This window comes from Actinacidiphila paucisporea (assembly GCF_900142575.1).
Classification (GTDB): domain Bacteria; phylum Actinomycetota; class Actinomycetes; order Streptomycetales; family Streptomycetaceae; genus Actinacidiphila; species Actinacidiphila paucisporea.
This window is the reverse complement of record NZ_FRBI01000021.1, coordinates 116334-132427: the sequence shown is the minus strand read 5'-3', so window position 1 is coordinate 132427 and position 16094 is coordinate 116334. Positions and strand designations below refer to the sequence as shown.

The window sequence follows — 16094 nt, the reverse complement described above, 5'->3', positions numbered from 1 at the left end:
GGTGATCTCCAGGTACGCGGCCAGTTCCGCCACGCTCGGCGGCGCGTCCAGCACGGCCGTCAGGTGGTCGCGGGCCTTGGCCAGCTCCACCCGCAACTCCTGCAGGCGGCGCGGCACATGCACCGCCCAGGAGGTGTCGCGGAAGAACCGCTTCATCTCCCCCACGATGTACGGCACCGCGAAGGTGGTGAACTCCACCTCGCGCGACAGGTCGAACCGGTCGATCGCCTTGATCAGCCCGATCGTGCCGACCTGCAGGATGTCCTCCCACTCCTCCGGACCGCGGCTGCGGAACCGCCGCGCGGAGAAGTGCACCAGGGACATGTTCATCTCGATCAGCGTGTTCCGGGCGTAGCTGTACTCGCGGGTGCCCTCTTCCACGGTCTGCAGCCGGTCGAAGAACAGCTTCGACAGCGACTTGGCGTCCCGCGGGGCGACCTTGCGGGGGTCCTGCACAAAGGGCAACTCACCCACGGTCGGAACTCGCCTGCCGGTCTGCGCCAGTGCAGTGGTGGTTCCTGAGTCGTGCGTGGTCATCGCCATGTGGTCGCCTCACGCCGTCGGGTATGTCTGTCGCCGTCTACCCGGCATCTCCAGCCGTACACATCACGGGCGGTCCATCCGGCCGGACAGGCCGTGCGGCGCCGTCCACCCGCCCGGGGCGATGTGATCTTTACCGCCGATACCCCCGCCGGGCATCGCCTCTGTGTCAGGCTTAACCGACGACAGTTCGATTCCGGAGCGATCATGAACACTTCCTCTTCCGCCGCCCCGCCGAGCGGCCCACAGCTGTCGGTGGAGTGCGCTCTGGGCTCACCGAGTGTGATCACCGTGCGCGGTGAGGCCGACCTGGACGGCATCGGGCACATCCAGGAAGCGGTGGACCGCGCGCTGGCCCACCACCCGCACGTGGTCTTCGACCTGGCCGGTGTGAGCTTCGCCGACTCGACCTTCCTCACCGTGCTCCTGCAGACCCGCCTCAGCGCCCTGGAAAGGGGCGGAAGCGTCCAGCTGCGCGCGCCGAGCACCAGCGTCCGCCATCTGCTGGAGATCACCGGCGCGCTCGTCCTGTTCCCGACGGTCGCAGCCGAGCACCTCAGGCAACTGTGACGCGAGCCCCGTGGCGCCGCCGGGATACCGAGGCGAAACCAGGCGTACGCCTTTTCGCATGAGTCCCCGAGCCAGGGGCATACGGCCCCTCGGAGGTTGATAATCATGGGACCGTTGCTCGTTGTTCTTCTGCTCGCACTGCTCCTTTTCGGTGCGGGATTCGCACTCCACCTTCTGTGGTGGATCGCCGTCGTCGTGCTTGTCCTGTGGTTGCTGGGATTCGTCATGCGCGGCACCCACTCCAGCGGCGGCCGGGGCCGCTGGTATCGCTGGTAGCACCGATAAACCGCATCAGGGGTGCCCCGATCAGAGGGGGGCACCCCTTTTCGCGCTCTGCTCGACCGCCCTACCGGTAACCGGGACACGGCAGCAGGAGCGCCGCACATCAGTCGGCGTCGTCCGGCCGGCTGACCACGAGCGGCGGTCCGTAGCCGCCGGTGCGGGACGTCTCCTCGTCCTGCTCGTGGCGCAGCCGCCGCAGGCGAGCGGTCAGGGAGCGGATGATCGGCAGCCGGTTGCGGTGCGCCCGCTCGTAGCGGAGTAGATCCGCCAGTTCGTCCGGGCCGAGACTCGGGAAGTGACTCTCGGCGGTCCGCCCGGAAAGGTGGTTGTAGTCGACGATGGGCAACTGCTCCGTCGGGGGGCTGCCCGCCTCGTCATCGAACATATCCATGGAATCCTCCCCGAAAATCCATGGCCCGTTTGCCCCCGACCGTGCAGGTGAAACGTCCGGGCCTCCCCGGCCCGCCGCTTGGGCGGATGTTCGAACCTCCGCCGCGCGGCGCCCGGCTGCGGGCGTCCCCGCCGGACCGCGCGGACGCCGGCCGTGCGGTGACTGGCGGGGCTGCGCCCGACGGTTCGGGGTAGGTGATCGTATACGGCCATGCCTGTCCCGCTCCGCGCGGAACGCTCTGGTCGGTGCCGCCGGCCAGCACGCCGGCAGCACGCAGAGTTCGTGGTCGACGCGAAGGGAGCGCGAGACGTGGGGGAAGACCTGAAAGTGAGTGTGGTGGAGCAGCGTGGACGCCTCACGGTGGCGGCGCTGAAGGGGGAATTGGACCTCACGACTGCCGCGGAGGCGTACGTGGGCGCCACGGCCCTGCTCGGCGGCCATCCCGACCTGATCCTGGATCTGTCGGGCGTCACCTTCTGCGACTCCACCGGCTTCAACGCCCTGCTGCGCCTGCGGCGGCGCGTGCTGGAAGCGGGGGGCTGGCTCGCGCTGGCCGCCCCGCCGGCCCAGATCGGCCGCCTGCTGACTCTCACCGGCATCGATGTCGTCTTCGCGGTCCACGGCAGCGTCGCCGACGCCGTGGCGGCCTACGAGGACGTCGGCAAGCGCCAGTGATCCACCGGCCGCCGCCGGCACCCGGCGCGCGTGCGGCCGGCCTGAGGCCGCGGCGGCCGGCCCGGATGCTTCCGGGCCGGCCGCCGCGAGGGAAGCGGGTAGGCGTCAGGAGATGGTGCAGGCGGCACCGTTGAGGGTGAAGGCGGTGGGCGAGGCGGTGCCGGTGCCCGTTCCCTGGAACCCGAAGCCGGTGGAGCCGCCCGCCGGGACGGTCCCGTTGTAGCCCAGGTCGGTGGCCGTCACAGCCGCGCCGGACTGGGTGGTCTTGGCGTTCCACGCGTTGGTGATCTTCTGGTCGGCGGGGAAGGTCCACTTGAGCGACCAGCCGTTGACGGCGCTGCTGCCGGTGTTGCGCACGGTCACGTCCACGGTGAAGCCGCCCGCCCAGGAGCTGGCGACCTTGTAGGTCACCGAGCAGGCCGCGCCCGCGGGCGGGGTGGTGGTCGGCGGAGTCGTCGGCGGCGTGGTGGGCGGGGTCGTGGGCGGCGTGGTCGTCGGCGTGGTGGGCGGCGTGGTGGGCGGCGTGGTCGGCGGGGTCGTCGGCGGGGTCGGGTCCGACGCTCCGGCGGAGGCCAGTGCGTAGGCCACGTCCGGCAGGAAGGTGCCCGCGGCGCCGGCGCAGCCGTCCGCCTCACCCGGCGGCTTCACCCAGAGGAAGGCGTCGATCGCCGGGTCACCGGTGTTGGTCGTGGGGTAGGCGCCGATCGCCCGGCCGGACGGGTCGCACCACGCCCCGCCGGAGGCCGGGCCGTTGCCGTTGCGGCTGGTGTCCACCACGGCGTGCAGGTTGCCCGGATTGCCCAGCGCGGCCAGCACGTTCTTGGCGAAGTTGACCTCGTTCGAGGTGGTGTTGAAGTTGGAGACGTTGGTGAACAGACCGTCGGCGTTGGTCAGGATGCCGGCGCTGCGCAGCCGGTTGGCCTGCTCCGAGGGGCTGTTCCAAGCCGAGTGGCCGCCGTCCAGGTAGACCTTGGCGCTGGGCGAGGCGGCGTGGATGGCGGCGGCCGCGCGGGAGAGCGAGGCAAAGCGGTCGGCCTGCTGCTGCGCGGACAGGCAGGTCGTCAGGGAGATGGAGTCCGGCTCCAGGATGATGATCGACTTCCCGCTGCCCAGCCCGGCGGCGAAGTTGCGCACCCAGGCGTCGTATGACGACAGGTCCGGCGCGCCACCGGCGGAGGCGCCCCCGCAGTCGCGGTTGGGGATCTCGTACACGGCAAGAACCGGCACCTGTCCGGCCGCTGCCGCAGGGGTGGTGACCGCCCTGACGTCGTTGGTGACGGTGGAGGGGTTGTAGTTGGCGAACCAGATCGCCTGCGACTGGGAGGCGATCCGCCGCGAGATGACCGGCTGGCGGGAGTCGCCGGGATTGGCGGCGACCCAGCGGGCGACCTGGGAGTTGGGGTCCTTGTAGAGCTGGGTGCCGGTGGGGAGGCTGCCCTGCGGCGCGGCGCCCGCGGTCATCTCGGTGCTCAGTGCGATACCGGCGGCGGCGAGCCCTGTGGCCAGACCGAGCGCCACGGCCTTGCGCAGCCGCGACCCGCGCGCGGGGGCCTCGGCCGCCTGGGCGGGGCGCGGGATGCCTATGGGGGGTGTCACAGTCGTCCTCCGTGCTCTCGTGGGGGAGAGTGCCCTCGGGGCGAGGGCCGGATGCGGTGGCGCCGTGGGAGCGCTCCCGCACAACCGGGCTTGAGCCTAGCCAGCACGGCGGAGCTGCGTAATCCCTGTGCGGCATCGATTTCGGACTTTGTGGGAGCGCTCCCATTTCAGGCCCGTCCGCCCCGCCCTCGCGCCCCCCGTCCGGAGTGCTGTGGGAAAGCGCCGCCGGGGGGCGGCCGAGGAGACCGGCGAGGTGACAGCGGACCGCGGCGGCGCCGTGGAGCCCGGGCCTCGGGCTCCACGGTCAGCGGCAGAAGAGGACGACGGCCGCGGCCAGGCCGGCGGCGACGGCGACGCCGCCGAAGGCCACTGCCACACACCGCTTCCTCAGTTCCTCGTACCGCTGGCGGTACTCGCCGCGCAGTTCGACGGCCCGGTCCCGGTTGCGGATGAGCATGGCGCGCGACGCCTCCACCCGATCCGCCACGTAGACGCTCTCGACGTTCTCCCGCTGCGCGGTCGTCAGCCATGACAAGCGCGAGGTGAAGGCGGCCGCCCGCCGGCGGGCCTCCTCGATCTCTGCGTTCCACAGGAGATAGCCGGCCATCTGCTCCAGCCCGCGCTCGCAGTCGTCGTGTTCCTTCATCGCCGGTCCTCGACTCGCCCGTGCACCTAGGGCTTCCTGTCGCCCGGAGTGATGGTGACCGACCTGTCGTACCGGTTCGTCGCCTCATCGAGGGTGGAGATATCCGGGTGGTGCAGGTCGAACGCCGGGGATTCGGAGCGGATACGCGGCAGCGAGGTGAAGTTGTGCCGCGGCGGCGGGCAGGAGGTCGCCCACTCCAGCGAGCGGCCGAAGCCCCACGGGTCGTCCACCTCGACCTTCTTGCCGTACTTCGCGGTCTTCCACACGTTGTAGAGGAACGGAAGAATCGACAGGCCGAGCAGGAACGAACTGATGGTCGAGACGGTGTTCAGCGTCGTGAAGCCGTCCGCGGCCAGGTAGTCGGCGTACCGGCGCGGCATGCCCTCGGCGCCCAGCCAGTGCTGGACGAGGAAGGTGCCGTGGAAGCCGATGAAGAGGGTCCAGAAGGTGATCTTCCCGAGCCGTTCGTCGAGCATCTTGCCGGTCATCTTCGGCCACCAGAAGTGGAATCCGGCGAACATCGCGAAGACGACGGTGCCGAAGACCACGTAGTGGAAGTGCGCCACGACGAAATACGAGTCGGACACGTGGAAGTCCAGCGGCGGCGCCGCCAGGATCACACCGGTCAGACCGCCGAAGGCGAAGGTGATCAGGAATCCGACCGCCCAGAGCATCGGGGTCTCGAAACTCAGCGACCCGTTCCACATGGTGCCGATCCAGTTGAAGAACTTCACGCCTGTCGGCACCGCGATCAGGAAGGTCATGAAGGAGAAGAACGGCAGCAGCACACCGCCGGTCACGTACATGTGGTGCGCCCACACCGTCACGGAAAGGCCCGCGATGGAGATGGTCGCCGCGACCAGGCCGATGTAGCCGAAGACCGGCTTGCGGCTGAAGACCGGGATGATCTCGGTGACGATGCCGAAGAACGGCAGGGCGATGATGTACACCTCCGGGTGGCCGAAGAACCAGAAGAGGTGCTGCCACAGCAGTGGTCCGCCGTTCGCGGCGTCGAAGACGTGCGCGCCGAATTTGCGGTCGGCTTCCAGCGCCAGCAGCGCCCCCGCCAGCACGGGGAAGGCGAGCAGCACCAGGACGGATGTCAGAAGGACGTTCCACACGAAAATCGGCATGCGGAACATCGTCATGCCGGGTGCGCGCATGCAGATGATCGTGGTGGTGAAATTGACGGCACCGAGAATGGTGCCGAAGCCGGACAGCGCCAGACCCATCACCCACATGTCCCCGCCGACACCGGGCGAGTTGACCGCGCTGGACAGGGGCGAGTAGGCGAACCAGCCGAAGTCGGCGGCGCCCTGCGGGGTGACGAAGCCGCCGATCGCGATCAGCGAGCCGAACAGGTAGAGCCAGTAGGCGAACATGTTCAGCCGCGGAAAGGCGACGTCGGGCGCGCCGATCTGCAGCGGCATGATCCAGTTGGTGAAACCGGCGAACAGCGGTGTCGCGAACATCAGCAGCATCGCGGTGCCGTGCATCGTGAAGGCCTGGTTGTACTGCTCGTTCGACAGGAACTGGGTTCCGGGGCGCGCGAGTTCGGCGCGCATGAGCAGTGCCATGACGCCGGCGACGAGGAAGAAGGCGAACGATGTCGTCAGGTACATCGTGCCGATCGTCTTATGATCGGTGCTTCCCGCCCAATAGACGATCAGACTGCCCGGCCGCTTGCGCTTGGCCGGTACTTCGTCCGCATAGGTGTCTTCGAGGTCGGCGCGGCTTTCGGTGGAGCTGTTCGTCACGTTCCGCTCCGCCTCGGCACAAAGATTGTCAGCATGCGAGCAGGCTCTCGGCGCCACGCCCGTTCCCGCCGCAGGCACGCCGCCGTTTCAGCCGATAGAGGGACTGTGTATTCCCGAGCGCCACGGCGGAAATCCGCTTGTGTGACGCCGGGGCGTGGGCTCGGGTACCGCGGCCGCTCCTTCCGGCCACGAGCCCGGTGACCCGCGTGGGCCGCGCCCCGCGGGCGCGGCGCGCCCTGCCAGAGCCCCTGTGCGGGCGGCGACCTGCGCCCAGGTCCGGTCCCGGAGGTTCCTGCGGGCACCCCTTGCGCAATGGTCAAGAATCGTTGACCATTGCTCGCATGCCTACCGACGATCTTCCCGAGACGTTTCACGTCACCACTGACGAGCAGCTGCGCGCCGTCTCCAACCTCACGCGCCACCGGATCATGGCCGTGCTCCGCTTCGAGCCCGCGACGATCACGCAGATCGCCGAGCGGGTGGGCCTTGCGAAGGGCAGCTCCAGCTACCACGTACGGCTGTTGGAGCGGGCCGGCCTGGTGAAGGTGGTACGGACGCGGAAGGTCCGGGGTGTCACCGAGCGGTATTACGCGATGGCCGCGCGGGCGATCGCGCTGCCGGATCCGGGCGAGGGCGGCCCGGATGTGCTGATGCGCCATGCGGTGGCGGACCTGGAGGCGTCGCGGGTGGACGAGCGGCACGTGCGGATGGCGCATCTGCGGCTCACCGAGGAGCAGTTCGCGCAGCTGGGAGCGCGGCTGCAGGCGCTGGCGGATGAGTACCGGGAGCTGTCCGACCCGTCGCTGCCGGACGCGTCACTCGTCTTCGCACTCTTCCACCCCGCACCGCGCGAGCAGGCCGAGGAGGGCTCCAAGTGACCACAGGGATGCAGAAGTTGCCGACCGGGTTCGGACGGCTGTGGACGGCGCAGACGGTGTCCTCGCTCGGTGACGGGGTGTCGCATGCCGCGCTGCCGCTGATCGCCTTGACGTTGACGCGCGACCCGATGGCGCTCGCCGTCGTCACGGCCGCCGGAACTCTGCCGTGGCTGCTCTTCGGGGTGCTCGGCGGTGCGCTGGTGGACCGCTGGGACCGCCGGCGCACGATGTGGGTCATGGACGCGGCGCGTGCGGTGCTGCTCGCGATACCGGCGGCGGCGGCCGCGCTCGACGTGCTGAGCATTCCGCTGCTCGCCGCCGTCGCCTTCGTCCTCGGCCTCGGCGGGCTCTTCTTCGACACGGCCGCCACGGCCTACCTGCCGGACCTGCTCGGCCGCGACCCCGCGCTCCTGGAACGCGCCAACTCCCGCCTGCGCGGCGCCCAGACCGCCGCGTCCGGCTTCGCCGGTCCGCCTGCGGGCAGTGCCCTGCTCGCCCTCGGGCGGGCGGTCCCGCTGCTCGCCGACGCGGTCTCGTTCGCGCTCTCCGCAATGCTCGTACGGTCGCTGCCCGCCATGCCCCGGCCCGTGCCGGAGGCCCGCGAGTCGCTGCTTCAGCAGGCGCGGGCCGGGGCCTCGTACGTCTTCCGGGACCGGTTGCTGCTCGGGCTCGCGCTGCGCCCGGCGGTCGGGAACGTCGCCTTCCTCGCCGTGGAGACCGTGCTCGCCCTCTTCGCGCGCGAACGCCTCGGCATCGACACCTACGGCTTCGGCCTGCTCCTCACGGCGGAGGCCACCGGCGGTCTGCTCGGCGCAGGCGTCGCCTCCTCCCTCGGCCGACGGCTCGGCACCGGCACCGCGCTGACCTGCACAGCTGCCGTCGAGGGGCTTGCCATCCTGGGCCTCGCCGCTTCCCCGAACCCTTACGCGGCCGGGCTGGCGCTCGCCGTCTGCGGGGCCGGTATGGGCGCCACGATGGTGATCGGGCCGTCCCTGCGGCAGGCGATCGTGCCGCCCCACCTCATGGGCCGGGTCGCCTCCACCTCCCGCATGCTGGCCATGTGCGCCGCCCCCGTCGGGGCCTTCCTCGGCGGCTGGCTGGCCACCACCTACGACATCCGCACCCCGCTCTACGCCGCCGCCGTCCTCCTCCTGGCGATGACGGCCGTCACGGCATCCATGACCGGCAACCGCCGGGTCGAAGCGGCGCTGCGTGCCGCCGCCCCGGCCGGCGGTCCTGATCAGCCGGCATCCGCCGATCCCGTCCGGGAGAGTGCACCCGAGCTGTTGTGACGCCTGCCGCTCGACGGCATGCGAAGAAGGGCCGGGCCGCCCTCCGCGGGATGAGCATCCGCGGCGGCCGGCCCGTCGTTCACGCCCCGGGCATCGCGAGGACCGCAGCTGTCGGCTGGACGACGTCCTCCAGCAGACCGCGGTCCTCTAGCAGACCGCGAAGGCCGTGAGGGTCTGCGTCGTCGTACCGGTGTTCGTCGCTCGCACGTACCAGATGAGCCCATCGGCGTACGAGTCGGTGAAGAACATGTCGTACCCGCTGGTCTTGCCGCCGCCACCTGACGGCAGCACACCAGGGCAGACCACGAACGCGCTCCCGTGGCCGCCCGGCGGCACACTCACCGGCCCGCCCAGCAATGTCGGCGCGATCGCGTGCAGCGGCTGGGCCGCCTTCGGGGCGTGCTTGGTGGCGCCGCCAGCCGGGGCCGCGGAAGCCGCCGTGGTGACGCCGGCCGTGGCGACGAGCGCGGCCAGAGCACCGGCCAGGGCGGCGGTGCGCAGGACGGGCGAGCGGCGGATCCGGGAAAGGCGACGGGGTGTTGAGGTGGGCTGTTCCATGGTGGGCTCCCTTGTGTTCGTTGGCTGCCCTCAGCGTGCGTCGCCTTTCTGGACGTGCTCTGGAGGGTCTCTGCACGCCTCCGCTGAGGCTGCGCGCCCCGGTCGTGCCCCGCACGCGTCCGCCCTCACAGCGACGCGAGCCGCGCGCGTATCTCCTCCGCCGCCGGAGCACCCAGCTCCTCCGCGATGACCAGTGCCTGACGCCAGTAGGCGCCGGCCGACTCCGGGCGTCCGCCGCGCAGTTGGATGTCGCCGAGGCAGTCCAGCGTCTCCGCCTCGCCCGACCGGTCGCCCGACCCGCGGCGGCACACCAGCGCCTGGCTGCCGTACGCGAGTGCCTGCTCGCTGTCGCCCAGCGCCAGGTAGGTGCGGGCCAGGCCGTCCAGCACGCTGCCCTCCAGGCGCCGCTCGCCCCACTGGTGGAACATCGCCAGTGCCTGTTCCTGCGCGGTGACGCTGTCGGCGAGCAGCCCGGCGTCGCGGTACAGCTCGCCGAGATTGGCCAGCGCGATGCCCTCCCCCGCCCGGTCGCCGATCGCCCGGCAGGTCTCCAGCGACCGCTCCTGGCAGTCGATGGACTCCGGCAAACGGCCCATCCGGCGGAAGGTGTTGCCCAGATTGGTCAGCACGCCGGCCTCGCCGCTGCGGAAGCCGGTCTCACGCATCAGGGCGAGCGCGGACCGGTAGTGGCCGACCGCCGTCTCGTACCGCCGCATGTCGTGTTCGGCGACGCCGAGGCCGACCAGCAGCCGGGCCTGCGCGAGCCGGTCACCGAGCAGGCGGGCGCTGGGCAGGGCCAGTTCGTGGCAGGCGATCCAATCCGCCCAGTGGCCGCGGGACTCGAAGAAGCCCCACAGGCAGCGGGCGAGTTGCCAGGCGTGCCGGTGGTGATCGCCTTGCGCGGCGGCGCGGATCAGCGGTGCGAACGTGCCGCGTTCACCGTCCAGCCAGGCCAGCGCCGCCGTCCGGTCCGCGAACCGCTCACCGGCCGCCGGACCGGCCGCGTCCGCCCGTCCAGCCGCTACGGGCGCAGGAGTTCCTCCGCGCCGTCCACCGTGGCCAGGTAGAAGTCCAGCAACCGCCCGAGCGCCGACCGGCGTTCTGGCTCGCCGTCGGTCCGCTCGCACTCACGCGCCGCGTACACGCTCAGCAGATCGTGCAGCCGGTAGCGCCCGGGCCGTGGCTCGTCCAGCAACTGGCAGTCCACGAGGTCCTGCAGCAGGCGGTCGGCGTGTGCGAGGTCGGCCGGGCCGGTGGGCGCGGCCCTGATCGCGGCGGCGCGGGGCCCCGGGCGGCCGGGGTCCGTCGCCGTGGAAGCCGGTGCGCCGAGGGCCGGGCGGCCGGGAAGCGCGTGGTCGGGCGCCGCCGGTACGAGCCCGGACGCGGCCGCGTCCGGCGCCGATCCGCCGGGCGCCGCCGATACGGGCCCCGGCGCGGCCGCTACCTCCCCGTACAGCGCCGCCGCGGCGGAGAGTCCGATCTCCGCGCCCGGGAAGAAGCCCAACAGCCGGAACATCCACTGCCGTTCGGCGTCCAGCGAGTGGTACGAGAGGGAGAAGGCCACCGCGACACTGCGTTCCTGCGCGGTCAACTCGTCCAGCCTGCGGTCCTCGTCGGCCAGCCGGTCCCGTAAGTGCGCCACGCTCCACGCCGGGCGGTGCCTGAGGCGGGCCGCGGCGATCTGCACGGCCAGCGGCAGCAGGCCGCAGGCCCGTACGACCTCGCCGGCCGCGGCCGGTTCTCGCGCGGCCCTGGACTCCCCCGCCACCGCGGCGAAGAGCCCCAGCGCGTCGGAGTACGGCAGCACACCCAGGCTCAGCGACTCGCCCGCGTCCAGCCCCGACAGCCGGCGGCGCGAGGTGATGAGCACCAGCGAGGAGGCGGAGCCCGGCAGCAACGGGCGTACCTGGCCCGCGTCGACGGCGTTGTCCAGCACCAGCAGGGCGCGGCGCCCGTCCAGATGGGCCCGCCAGGCGGCTGCCCGGTCGTCGGTCGCGGCCGGGATCCGGTCGCCCGGCACGCCCACCGCGAGCAGCAGTTTCTCCAGGGCCGCCGCGGCGGCCACCGGCCGCTGCCCCGGGGTGTGCCCGTGCAGATCGATGTGCAGCCGCACATCGGGATACCGCTGCTCCAGCAGCCCGGCCACGTGCACGGCCAGCGCGGACTTGCCCACCCCCGCCATCCCGTCGATCGCGCACACCCCGTATCCGGCGGCGGCCACGATCCGGTCCACCTCGTGGGCCCGTCCCACGAAGTGGTAGCAGTCGCGGGGCAGATTGACCCGCCGGCGCCCCGCCTCGGCCTCCTCCCACCCGCCGTAGGGCTCCGCCGGCTGCGGGGCATCCGCCGTGTCCGCCAGCAGCCCCGGATCCGCCACCACGATGCGCTGCCGTAACCCGGCCAGCAGCGGACCCGGGTCGAGTCCCAGGACTTCTGTGGAGGCGGCGCGTGCCTGCCCGTACGCCGCCAGCGCCTCGGACTGCCGCCCGTCGCGGTACAGCGCCAGCATCAGTTGCGCCCAGGGGCGTTCGCGTAGCGGTTGCGCGCCGGTCAGCAGCCGTGCGCCGCCGATCGCGTCGTCGCACCGGTTCCGGGCCAGCAGGATGTCGATCCGGTCCTCGGCGAGCGACAGCCGCTGCTCGTCGAGCCAGGAGCGTTGCGACTCGGCGAACGGCCCCGGGACACCACCGAGCACGGTCCCGTCGAACAGGTCGAGCGCCTCGGTGAGCAGCCGCTCCGCCGCCGCCGTGTGCCCGGCCTTACGCGCACGCGGCCCTGGTCCCGCAGCCGTTCGAAGCTGGCCAGGTCGGTGGCCTCCCCCAGCAGGCGCAGCCGGTAGCCGGACGGGTGCGACTCCACGTAGCGGCCGGGGGAACGCGGCGCACGTACCGGCTCCAGCGCCCGCCGCAGCCCGGCCACGTACGTGTGCACCCCGCCGTCCGGCCGCCCGGGCAGTTCCTCGCCCCACACCGCGTCGATCAGCTCCGAGCTGTAGACGACCTGGTTGCGGCGGACCGCCAGCACGGCGAAGATCGCGCGTTGCAACGGCGGCCCCAGCGCCAGCTCCCGCTCGCCCACGAAGGCCCGCAGCGGCCCCAACAGCCGTACCGACAGTTCGCTTTGCGCGCCGCCGGCGTCCCCTTGCGTCACCGCAACCCCCCGTGTCGCCCCGCAGCGGCGCCCCCCGCCGACTGCCACCGGTGCACGTGCCGCCCCCGCCGGCCACCGCGCGCCGCCCGGCGCCCGGCATCCAGACGCCGTCCAGAGCGTGTTGTCAGGATGCCCCCAAGTGCAGGTTCTGGGAAGTGTGGAGGATCAGGGTGGGGATCGGGGAGTTCGTTACGGGGTGGCGCAGAGCCGGGCGGCGCGCACTGAGAACGGGAGGGGTAGTGGCGGCGGCCTTCGCATCGGCCGCCGTCGGCCTGGCCGCACCGGTGGCGCAGGCCGCCACGGTGCCGGCCCAGGCGAGCGCGTACTACATCGGTGACGACGGGGGCCTGTGGAGCTACGGCCACGCGGCGGACGGCACGTGGAGCGCCGCCGCCAGGACGGGCCCGGCGGGGCTCGCACCGCCGGGGGCGGGAGTGGCGGCCGCCCGGCTGCCGGACGGCACCACGAACGCGTTCTTCGTCGGCCTCGACGGGTCGGTACGGGAGGCTTGCGCGTCGCTACGGGAACCGGTGGCTCTCACCGCCCCCGGCTTCGCGCCGGGCGGGGCGCCGATCACCGCGACGATGTCGGACGGACGGATGCTCGTGACCTCCGACTTCCCCCTCGCGCACTTCGGTTCGAGGTACGGGATGGAGATCGCCAACCCCTGCTCGCCCCCCGTATCGGTGGTGCTGGTGCCCGAGTCCCCGAAGCACGCCGGCGGCAGCCTGGGCTCCGCCGGGCTTGCGGACGGCGGCAGCGGAATCTTCTTCGTGGACAACACCGGCGCGGTGTGGGCGCGGTGGCGGGACAGGGCCGGCGTGCCCACCGACCAGCAGCTCACCGAGTCGGGAACGGCCGCACCGGGCGGCGGCGTCGCCGTCGTCTCCACCGAGGGCGCCGGAACAGCACGCGGCGTGCTGACGCTCTTCTTCGCCGGACGCGACGGCCGGGTCTACGTGGCCCATCCGGTTGAGGGCCACGGTCTCAGCGAGGCACCGCGGCCGAACCTCACCGGCCCGGCGAACGTCCCGGACGGCGCCCAACTGTCCGCCGCCGCCGGCACCTCCTCGGTGGCGATCGGCTACGTGGCAAGCGACGGCGCGCTCACGGCCGTGACGCTGACCACGGCGGGAGCCTGGCAGCGCACCACCGCGCTCACCGACGCGGCCTTCGCCGCGCCCGGATCGTCCTCGGCGGTCAGCGCCGCGAGCGACGGCGACTACGACTTCTTCTGCGGCAACGGACGCCCCGGCCATGTGCACGGCCCCACGCCGGGGTCCCCGTGGACGGTCTCCGGCCCGGCGAACGTCCCCGCGCAGGCGGCCTTCGCCGCCGCCTGATCCCGCATCCGAACACGGCGGCCTGCCCGGAGCAACTGCTCCGGGCAGGCCGCCTGCTCGTTGCCCAACGCCTACGCCGACGCCGACGCCGACGCCGACATGTCGATCGGCGGCCTGCCCGTTCGACGCCCAGGCAGGAAGGCCGCGAACCACGCGGTCGAGGAGGCAAGGAGCCTGCCATGGAGCACCCGCTGACCCGCGAGGAGATCGCCGCGCTGCCGCAGGGGGACATCCGGCTGCTGCACAGCGATGTCGCCCAGCACCTGCTGGCGTCGAAGGAACTGGCGCGGGTGGCCTACGTCGCCGCCGACGGCACGCCCCGGGTCTTCCCGATGCTCTTCCACTGGACCGGCGAGGAGGTGGTGTTGTCCACCTTCCACCCGGCCCGGAAGATCGCGGCGTTGCGCGCCCGGCCCGACGTGGCGATCACCGTCGACGCGGCAGCCACCCCGCCGCAGGCGCTGCTGGTCCGCGGCCGGGCCGAGGTCACCGACGTCGAGGGCATCGCGCCCGACTACCGGTCGGCGCTCCGCCGCTACGCCGGAAGCGACGAGGCGGGCGACGCCCAGGTCGCGTCCGTCGACCACCCCGGGGTGCGTATGGCGCGCATCGCCGTACGCCCGACCTGGGTCGGCGTCCTGGACTTCCGCACCCGCTTCCCCGGCGGCAGCACCGCAGCCGATTTCGACGCCCGAGGGCAGCAGGCCTGACGCCGCCGCGGGGTTCTCGCCGAGGCCGGACAAACATGTGGCTGCGCCCTGTTCGGCCAGGTCGGGGGCCCCAGGCGGTGAGGTCGGTTTCGACGCCATCCGAGCGGTGGCCCGAGTCCGGTTGCCCGGGGGCAACCCGAAGTCCTTCCTCAGACGTGCACTGTCCCCAGTAGTGCGCGGGTCTCGGCGACTACCCGCGCGTTGAACGCCGGGTCGTGCACCTGTGCGGAACCTCGCATGGGTCGTCCTTTCTCGTCGTAGTAGACGCCGGTGGTGTCCGATTCGTCGGTGAGTATCCGGGTGATCATGCGAGCAGCGGTGCCCGGGTTGGTCCGGTACTTGATGAGCGGGGCCAGTGGCGAGAGCACGTACTTCGACAGCAGACGCAGGAACAGGCCGGCGTCACGGCCGAGATCCGTGCCGGGAGCGAAGCCGGGCTCGATGGCGTTGAACCGCAGTCGGGGTGTTTCGCGGGCGAAAGCGAGCACCGTCGCCAGGTTGCACTGCTTGGACGTGGCGTAGGCGTCTCCACCGGGCAGTTTCGAGCCGCCGGGCTTCCAATCGCCACGGGTGCTCGCCTCGGCGGAGATGTACCGGGCGCCGCGGAAACCGGACATCGTGGCGGCCTTGCGCTAGCCGAGGGCGTTCGTGCCGGGACGGTTGGGGAAGATCCCGGCGTTGTTGAGCACCCCAGTGATCGGAAGGCCGAGCTCGGTGATCTGAGCGACGGCGCGTCGCACGCTCGTCAGGTCCGAGAGGTCGCAGAGGACGGACACAGCCTTTCCGCCTCTGCCTTCGATGCTGCTGCGCACGTCGTCGAGCTTGGCGGCGTTGCGCCCGACCAGCACGACGGTGCCATGCTCGGCCAGTTCGAGGGCGGTGCGGCGGCCGAAGCCGGAGGTCGGGCCGGTGATGACGTAGACCTTGTCGGGCATGGCGCTCCTCAGCTGTCTGACTAGTCAGTCATTACCTGCTGTGCATAAGTGCGAGGAAGTGGACCCGGGTCAGCCGATCACGCGCCAGAATGCGTCGAAACCGGACTGCTTGTGCTCGTCGGCGCGGTCCGGGTCGCCGATGATGTAGTCGATGGTGGCCTCGGCCAGGGCATTGGCAAGCGTGAACACCAAAGCCGCCGGGGCATCGCGCATCGGGCCGTTCGCCCGGCTGCGCTCCAGGATCTCTCCGATGCCCGTCATGGTCCGGTTTGCGGACTCATGGGTGGACGCCGTGATCTCGTCGGAGACCTGGAGCTGGGCCAGAGTGCGGCGCTTCAGGGGATTGGCCGTTGCCCAGTCCATCCATCGTGACCACATGTGCAGCATCTGGATCTTCGCATCAGCTGCGGGCAGGCCGCCGAGTGCTGCCGCCCCCATCTCGCCCTTCAGCTCCAGGTAAAGCTGGTTCAGCAGATCCGCTTTGGTGTCGAAGTAGGTGAACAGTGACCCGTTCGAGACGCCGGCCTCCTTCGCGATCGCCGCCGTCGCCGCCCCCAGCCCCTGAGCAGCGATGATCCGCGTGGCGGCGGCCATGATCGCCGCGCGCTTGTCGTCGCTCCTCGGTCTGGGCATGAGGACAACTTGTAGGAGAGTGATCGGTCAGTCAAATATAGGGGGGTCACTCTTCCCTCGCCGTACACCGCGGGAGGTATCCACGCAGCCCCCCGCTTGAGCTTCGGTGGCCGCGTCCAGCAGCGCGCGTCCTCACAT

General features: G+C 71.6%; 20 protein-coding genes and 1 pseudogene. 9 read left to right on the top strand and 12 right to left on the bottom strand.

The features are described from left to right. A partial coding sequence (locus BUE44_RS26405; protein WP_143172588.1) for a sigma-70 family RNA polymerase sigma factor occupies window positions 1–543 on the bottom strand: 543 nt, incomplete at its 3' end. A 204-nt stretch (window positions 544–747) separates the two neighbouring features. Between BUE44_RS26405 and BUE44_RS26400 the strand changes: the two genes are divergently transcribed. Beyond that, a complete protein-coding gene (locus BUE44_RS26400) occupies window positions 748–1110 on the top strand; it encodes an STAS domain-containing protein (RefSeq protein WP_079190101.1) in 363 nt (120 codons plus the stop codon). 105 nt (window positions 1111–1215) lie between these two features. After that, the gene (locus BUE44_RS26395) at window positions 1216–1386 is read left to right on the top strand and encodes a DUF5670 family protein (RefSeq protein ID WP_031516930.1); all 171 of its coding nucleotides are present in this window, start codon (window positions 1216–1218) and stop codon (window positions 1384–1386) included. A gap of 109 nt (window positions 1387–1495) precedes the next feature. Here BUE44_RS26395 and BUE44_RS26390 read toward each other — a convergent pair whose 3' ends face one another. Further along, window positions 1496–1783: a hypothetical protein gene (locus BUE44_RS26390; RefSeq protein WP_143172587.1), complete on the bottom strand. Its 288-nt coding sequence runs from the start codon at window positions 1781–1783 to the stop codon at window positions 1496–1498. 309 nt (window positions 1784–2092) lie between these two features. On the opposite strand from BUE44_RS26390, the gene BUE44_RS26385 reads away from it, so the two are divergent. Beyond that, window positions 2093–2458: an STAS domain-containing protein gene (locus BUE44_RS26385; protein WP_073501486.1), complete on the top strand. Its 366-nt coding sequence runs from the start codon at window positions 2093–2095 to the stop codon at window positions 2456–2458. A 105-nt stretch (window positions 2459–2563) separates the two neighbouring features. Here the strand turns inward: BUE44_RS26385 and BUE44_RS26380 are convergent, their stop codons facing one another. The 3 genes from BUE44_RS26380 to ctaD all read right to left on the bottom strand — a co-directional run bounded on the left by BUE44_RS26380 (window position 2564) and on the right by ctaD (window position 6457). Then, window positions 2564–4054, bottom strand: coding sequence for a glycoside hydrolase family 6 protein (locus BUE44_RS26380; protein ID WP_200804526.1), 1491 nt, complete (start codon window positions 4052–4054; stop codon window positions 2564–2566). Between the two features lie 304 nt (window positions 4055–4358). After that, on the bottom strand, window positions 4359–4700 hold the full coding sequence (locus tag BUE44_RS26375; RefSeq protein ID WP_073501485.1) for a hypothetical protein: 342 nt from the start codon (window positions 4698–4700) through the stop codon (window positions 4359–4361). Window positions 4701–4726: 26 nt separating this feature from the next. Then, complete coding sequence (gene ctaD / locus BUE44_RS26370) at window positions 4727–6457, bottom strand: aa3-type cytochrome oxidase subunit I (RefSeq protein ID WP_073501484.1); 1731 nt, start codon at window positions 6455–6457, stop codon at window positions 4727–4729. 341 nt (window positions 6458–6798) lie between these two features. Between ctaD and BUE44_RS26365 the strand changes: the two genes are divergently transcribed. Next, window positions 6799–7335 carry an ArsR/SmtB family transcription factor gene (locus BUE44_RS26365; protein WP_073501483.1) on the top strand — a complete coding sequence of 179 codons (537 nt, stop codon included), beginning with the start codon at window positions 6799–6801 and terminating at the stop codon, window positions 7333–7335. Window positions 7336–7352: 17 nt separating this feature from the next. Continuing rightward, entirely contained in the window at window positions 7353–8627 is a 1275-nt protein-coding gene (locus BUE44_RS26360) for an MFS transporter (RefSeq protein WP_073501505.1), read from the top strand. A gap of 147 nt (window positions 8628–8774) precedes the next feature. On the opposite strand, the gene BUE44_RS26355 is transcribed toward BUE44_RS26360, so the two are convergent. Further along, window positions 8775–9185, bottom strand: a complete 411-nt coding sequence (locus BUE44_RS26355; protein WP_073501482.1) for a hypothetical protein — start codon at window positions 9183–9185, stop codon at window positions 8775–8777. A 125-nt stretch (window positions 9186–9310) separates the two neighbouring features. Continuing rightward, window positions 9311–9901: a tetratricopeptide repeat protein gene (locus BUE44_RS26350; protein ID WP_073501481.1), complete on the bottom strand. Its 591-nt coding sequence runs from the start codon at window positions 9899–9901 to the stop codon at window positions 9311–9313. A gap of 3 nt (window positions 9902–9904) precedes the next feature. Here BUE44_RS26350 and BUE44_RS37180 point away from each other — a divergent pair, with 3 nt between their 5' ends. Beyond that, a complete protein-coding gene (locus BUE44_RS37180) occupies window positions 9905–10252 on the top strand; it encodes a hypothetical protein (protein ID WP_143172586.1) in 348 nt (115 codons plus the stop codon). Here BUE44_RS37180 and BUE44_RS26345 read toward each other — a convergent pair. Beyond that, on the bottom strand, window positions 10207–11916 hold the full coding sequence (locus BUE44_RS26345) for a BTAD domain-containing putative transcriptional regulator (RefSeq protein WP_235002466.1): 1710 nt from the start codon (window positions 11914–11916) through the stop codon (window positions 10207–10209). The genes BUE44_RS37180 and BUE44_RS26345 overlap by 46 nt on opposite strands. A gap of 110 nt (window positions 11917–12026) precedes the next feature. After that, window positions 12027–12263 (bottom strand): annotated as a pseudogene (locus BUE44_RS39380) (AfsR/SARP family transcriptional regulator); the annotation flags it as partial. Window positions 12264–12574: 311 nt separating this feature from the next. Between BUE44_RS39380 and BUE44_RS26335 the strand changes: the two are divergent. The 3 genes from BUE44_RS26335 to BUE44_RS26330 are packed head-to-tail and all read left to right on the top strand — an operon-like array spanning window position 12575 to window position 14388. Next, window positions 12575–13678: a hypothetical protein gene (locus BUE44_RS26335; RefSeq protein WP_073501479.1), complete on the top strand. Its 1104-nt coding sequence runs from the start codon at window positions 12575–12577 to the stop codon at window positions 13676–13678. Window positions 13679–13738: 60 nt separating this feature from the next. Beyond that, a complete protein-coding gene (locus BUE44_RS39375; RefSeq protein ID WP_265737182.1) occupies window positions 13739–13873 on the top strand; it encodes a hypothetical protein in 135 nt (44 codons plus the stop codon). Then, window positions 13858–14388, top strand: coding sequence for a pyridoxamine 5'-phosphate oxidase family protein (locus BUE44_RS26330; RefSeq protein ID WP_073501478.1), 531 nt, complete (start codon window positions 13858–13860; stop codon window positions 14386–14388). Before BUE44_RS39375 ends, BUE44_RS26330 begins: the two co-directional genes overlap by 16 nt. 149 nt (window positions 14389–14537) lie before the next feature. On the opposite strand, the gene BUE44_RS38015 is transcribed toward BUE44_RS26330, so the two are convergent. The 3 genes from BUE44_RS38015 to BUE44_RS26320 form a co-directional block, all read right to left on the bottom strand. Continuing rightward, a complete protein-coding gene (locus BUE44_RS38015) occupies window positions 14538–15005 on the bottom strand; it encodes a Rossmann-fold NAD(P)-binding domain-containing protein (protein WP_200804525.1) in 468 nt (155 codons plus the stop codon). 15 nt (window positions 15006–15020) lie between these two features. Beyond that, a complete protein-coding gene (locus tag BUE44_RS38010) occupies window positions 15021–15323 on the bottom strand; it encodes an SDR family NAD(P)-dependent oxidoreductase (protein ID WP_200804524.1) in 303 nt (100 codons plus the stop codon). Window positions 15324–15392: 69 nt separating this feature from the next. Continuing rightward, window positions 15393–15956, bottom strand: coding sequence for a TetR/AcrR family transcriptional regulator (locus BUE44_RS26320; RefSeq protein WP_073501477.1), 564 nt, complete (start codon window positions 15954–15956; stop codon window positions 15393–15395). Window positions 15957–16094 lie beyond the last annotated feature (138 nt).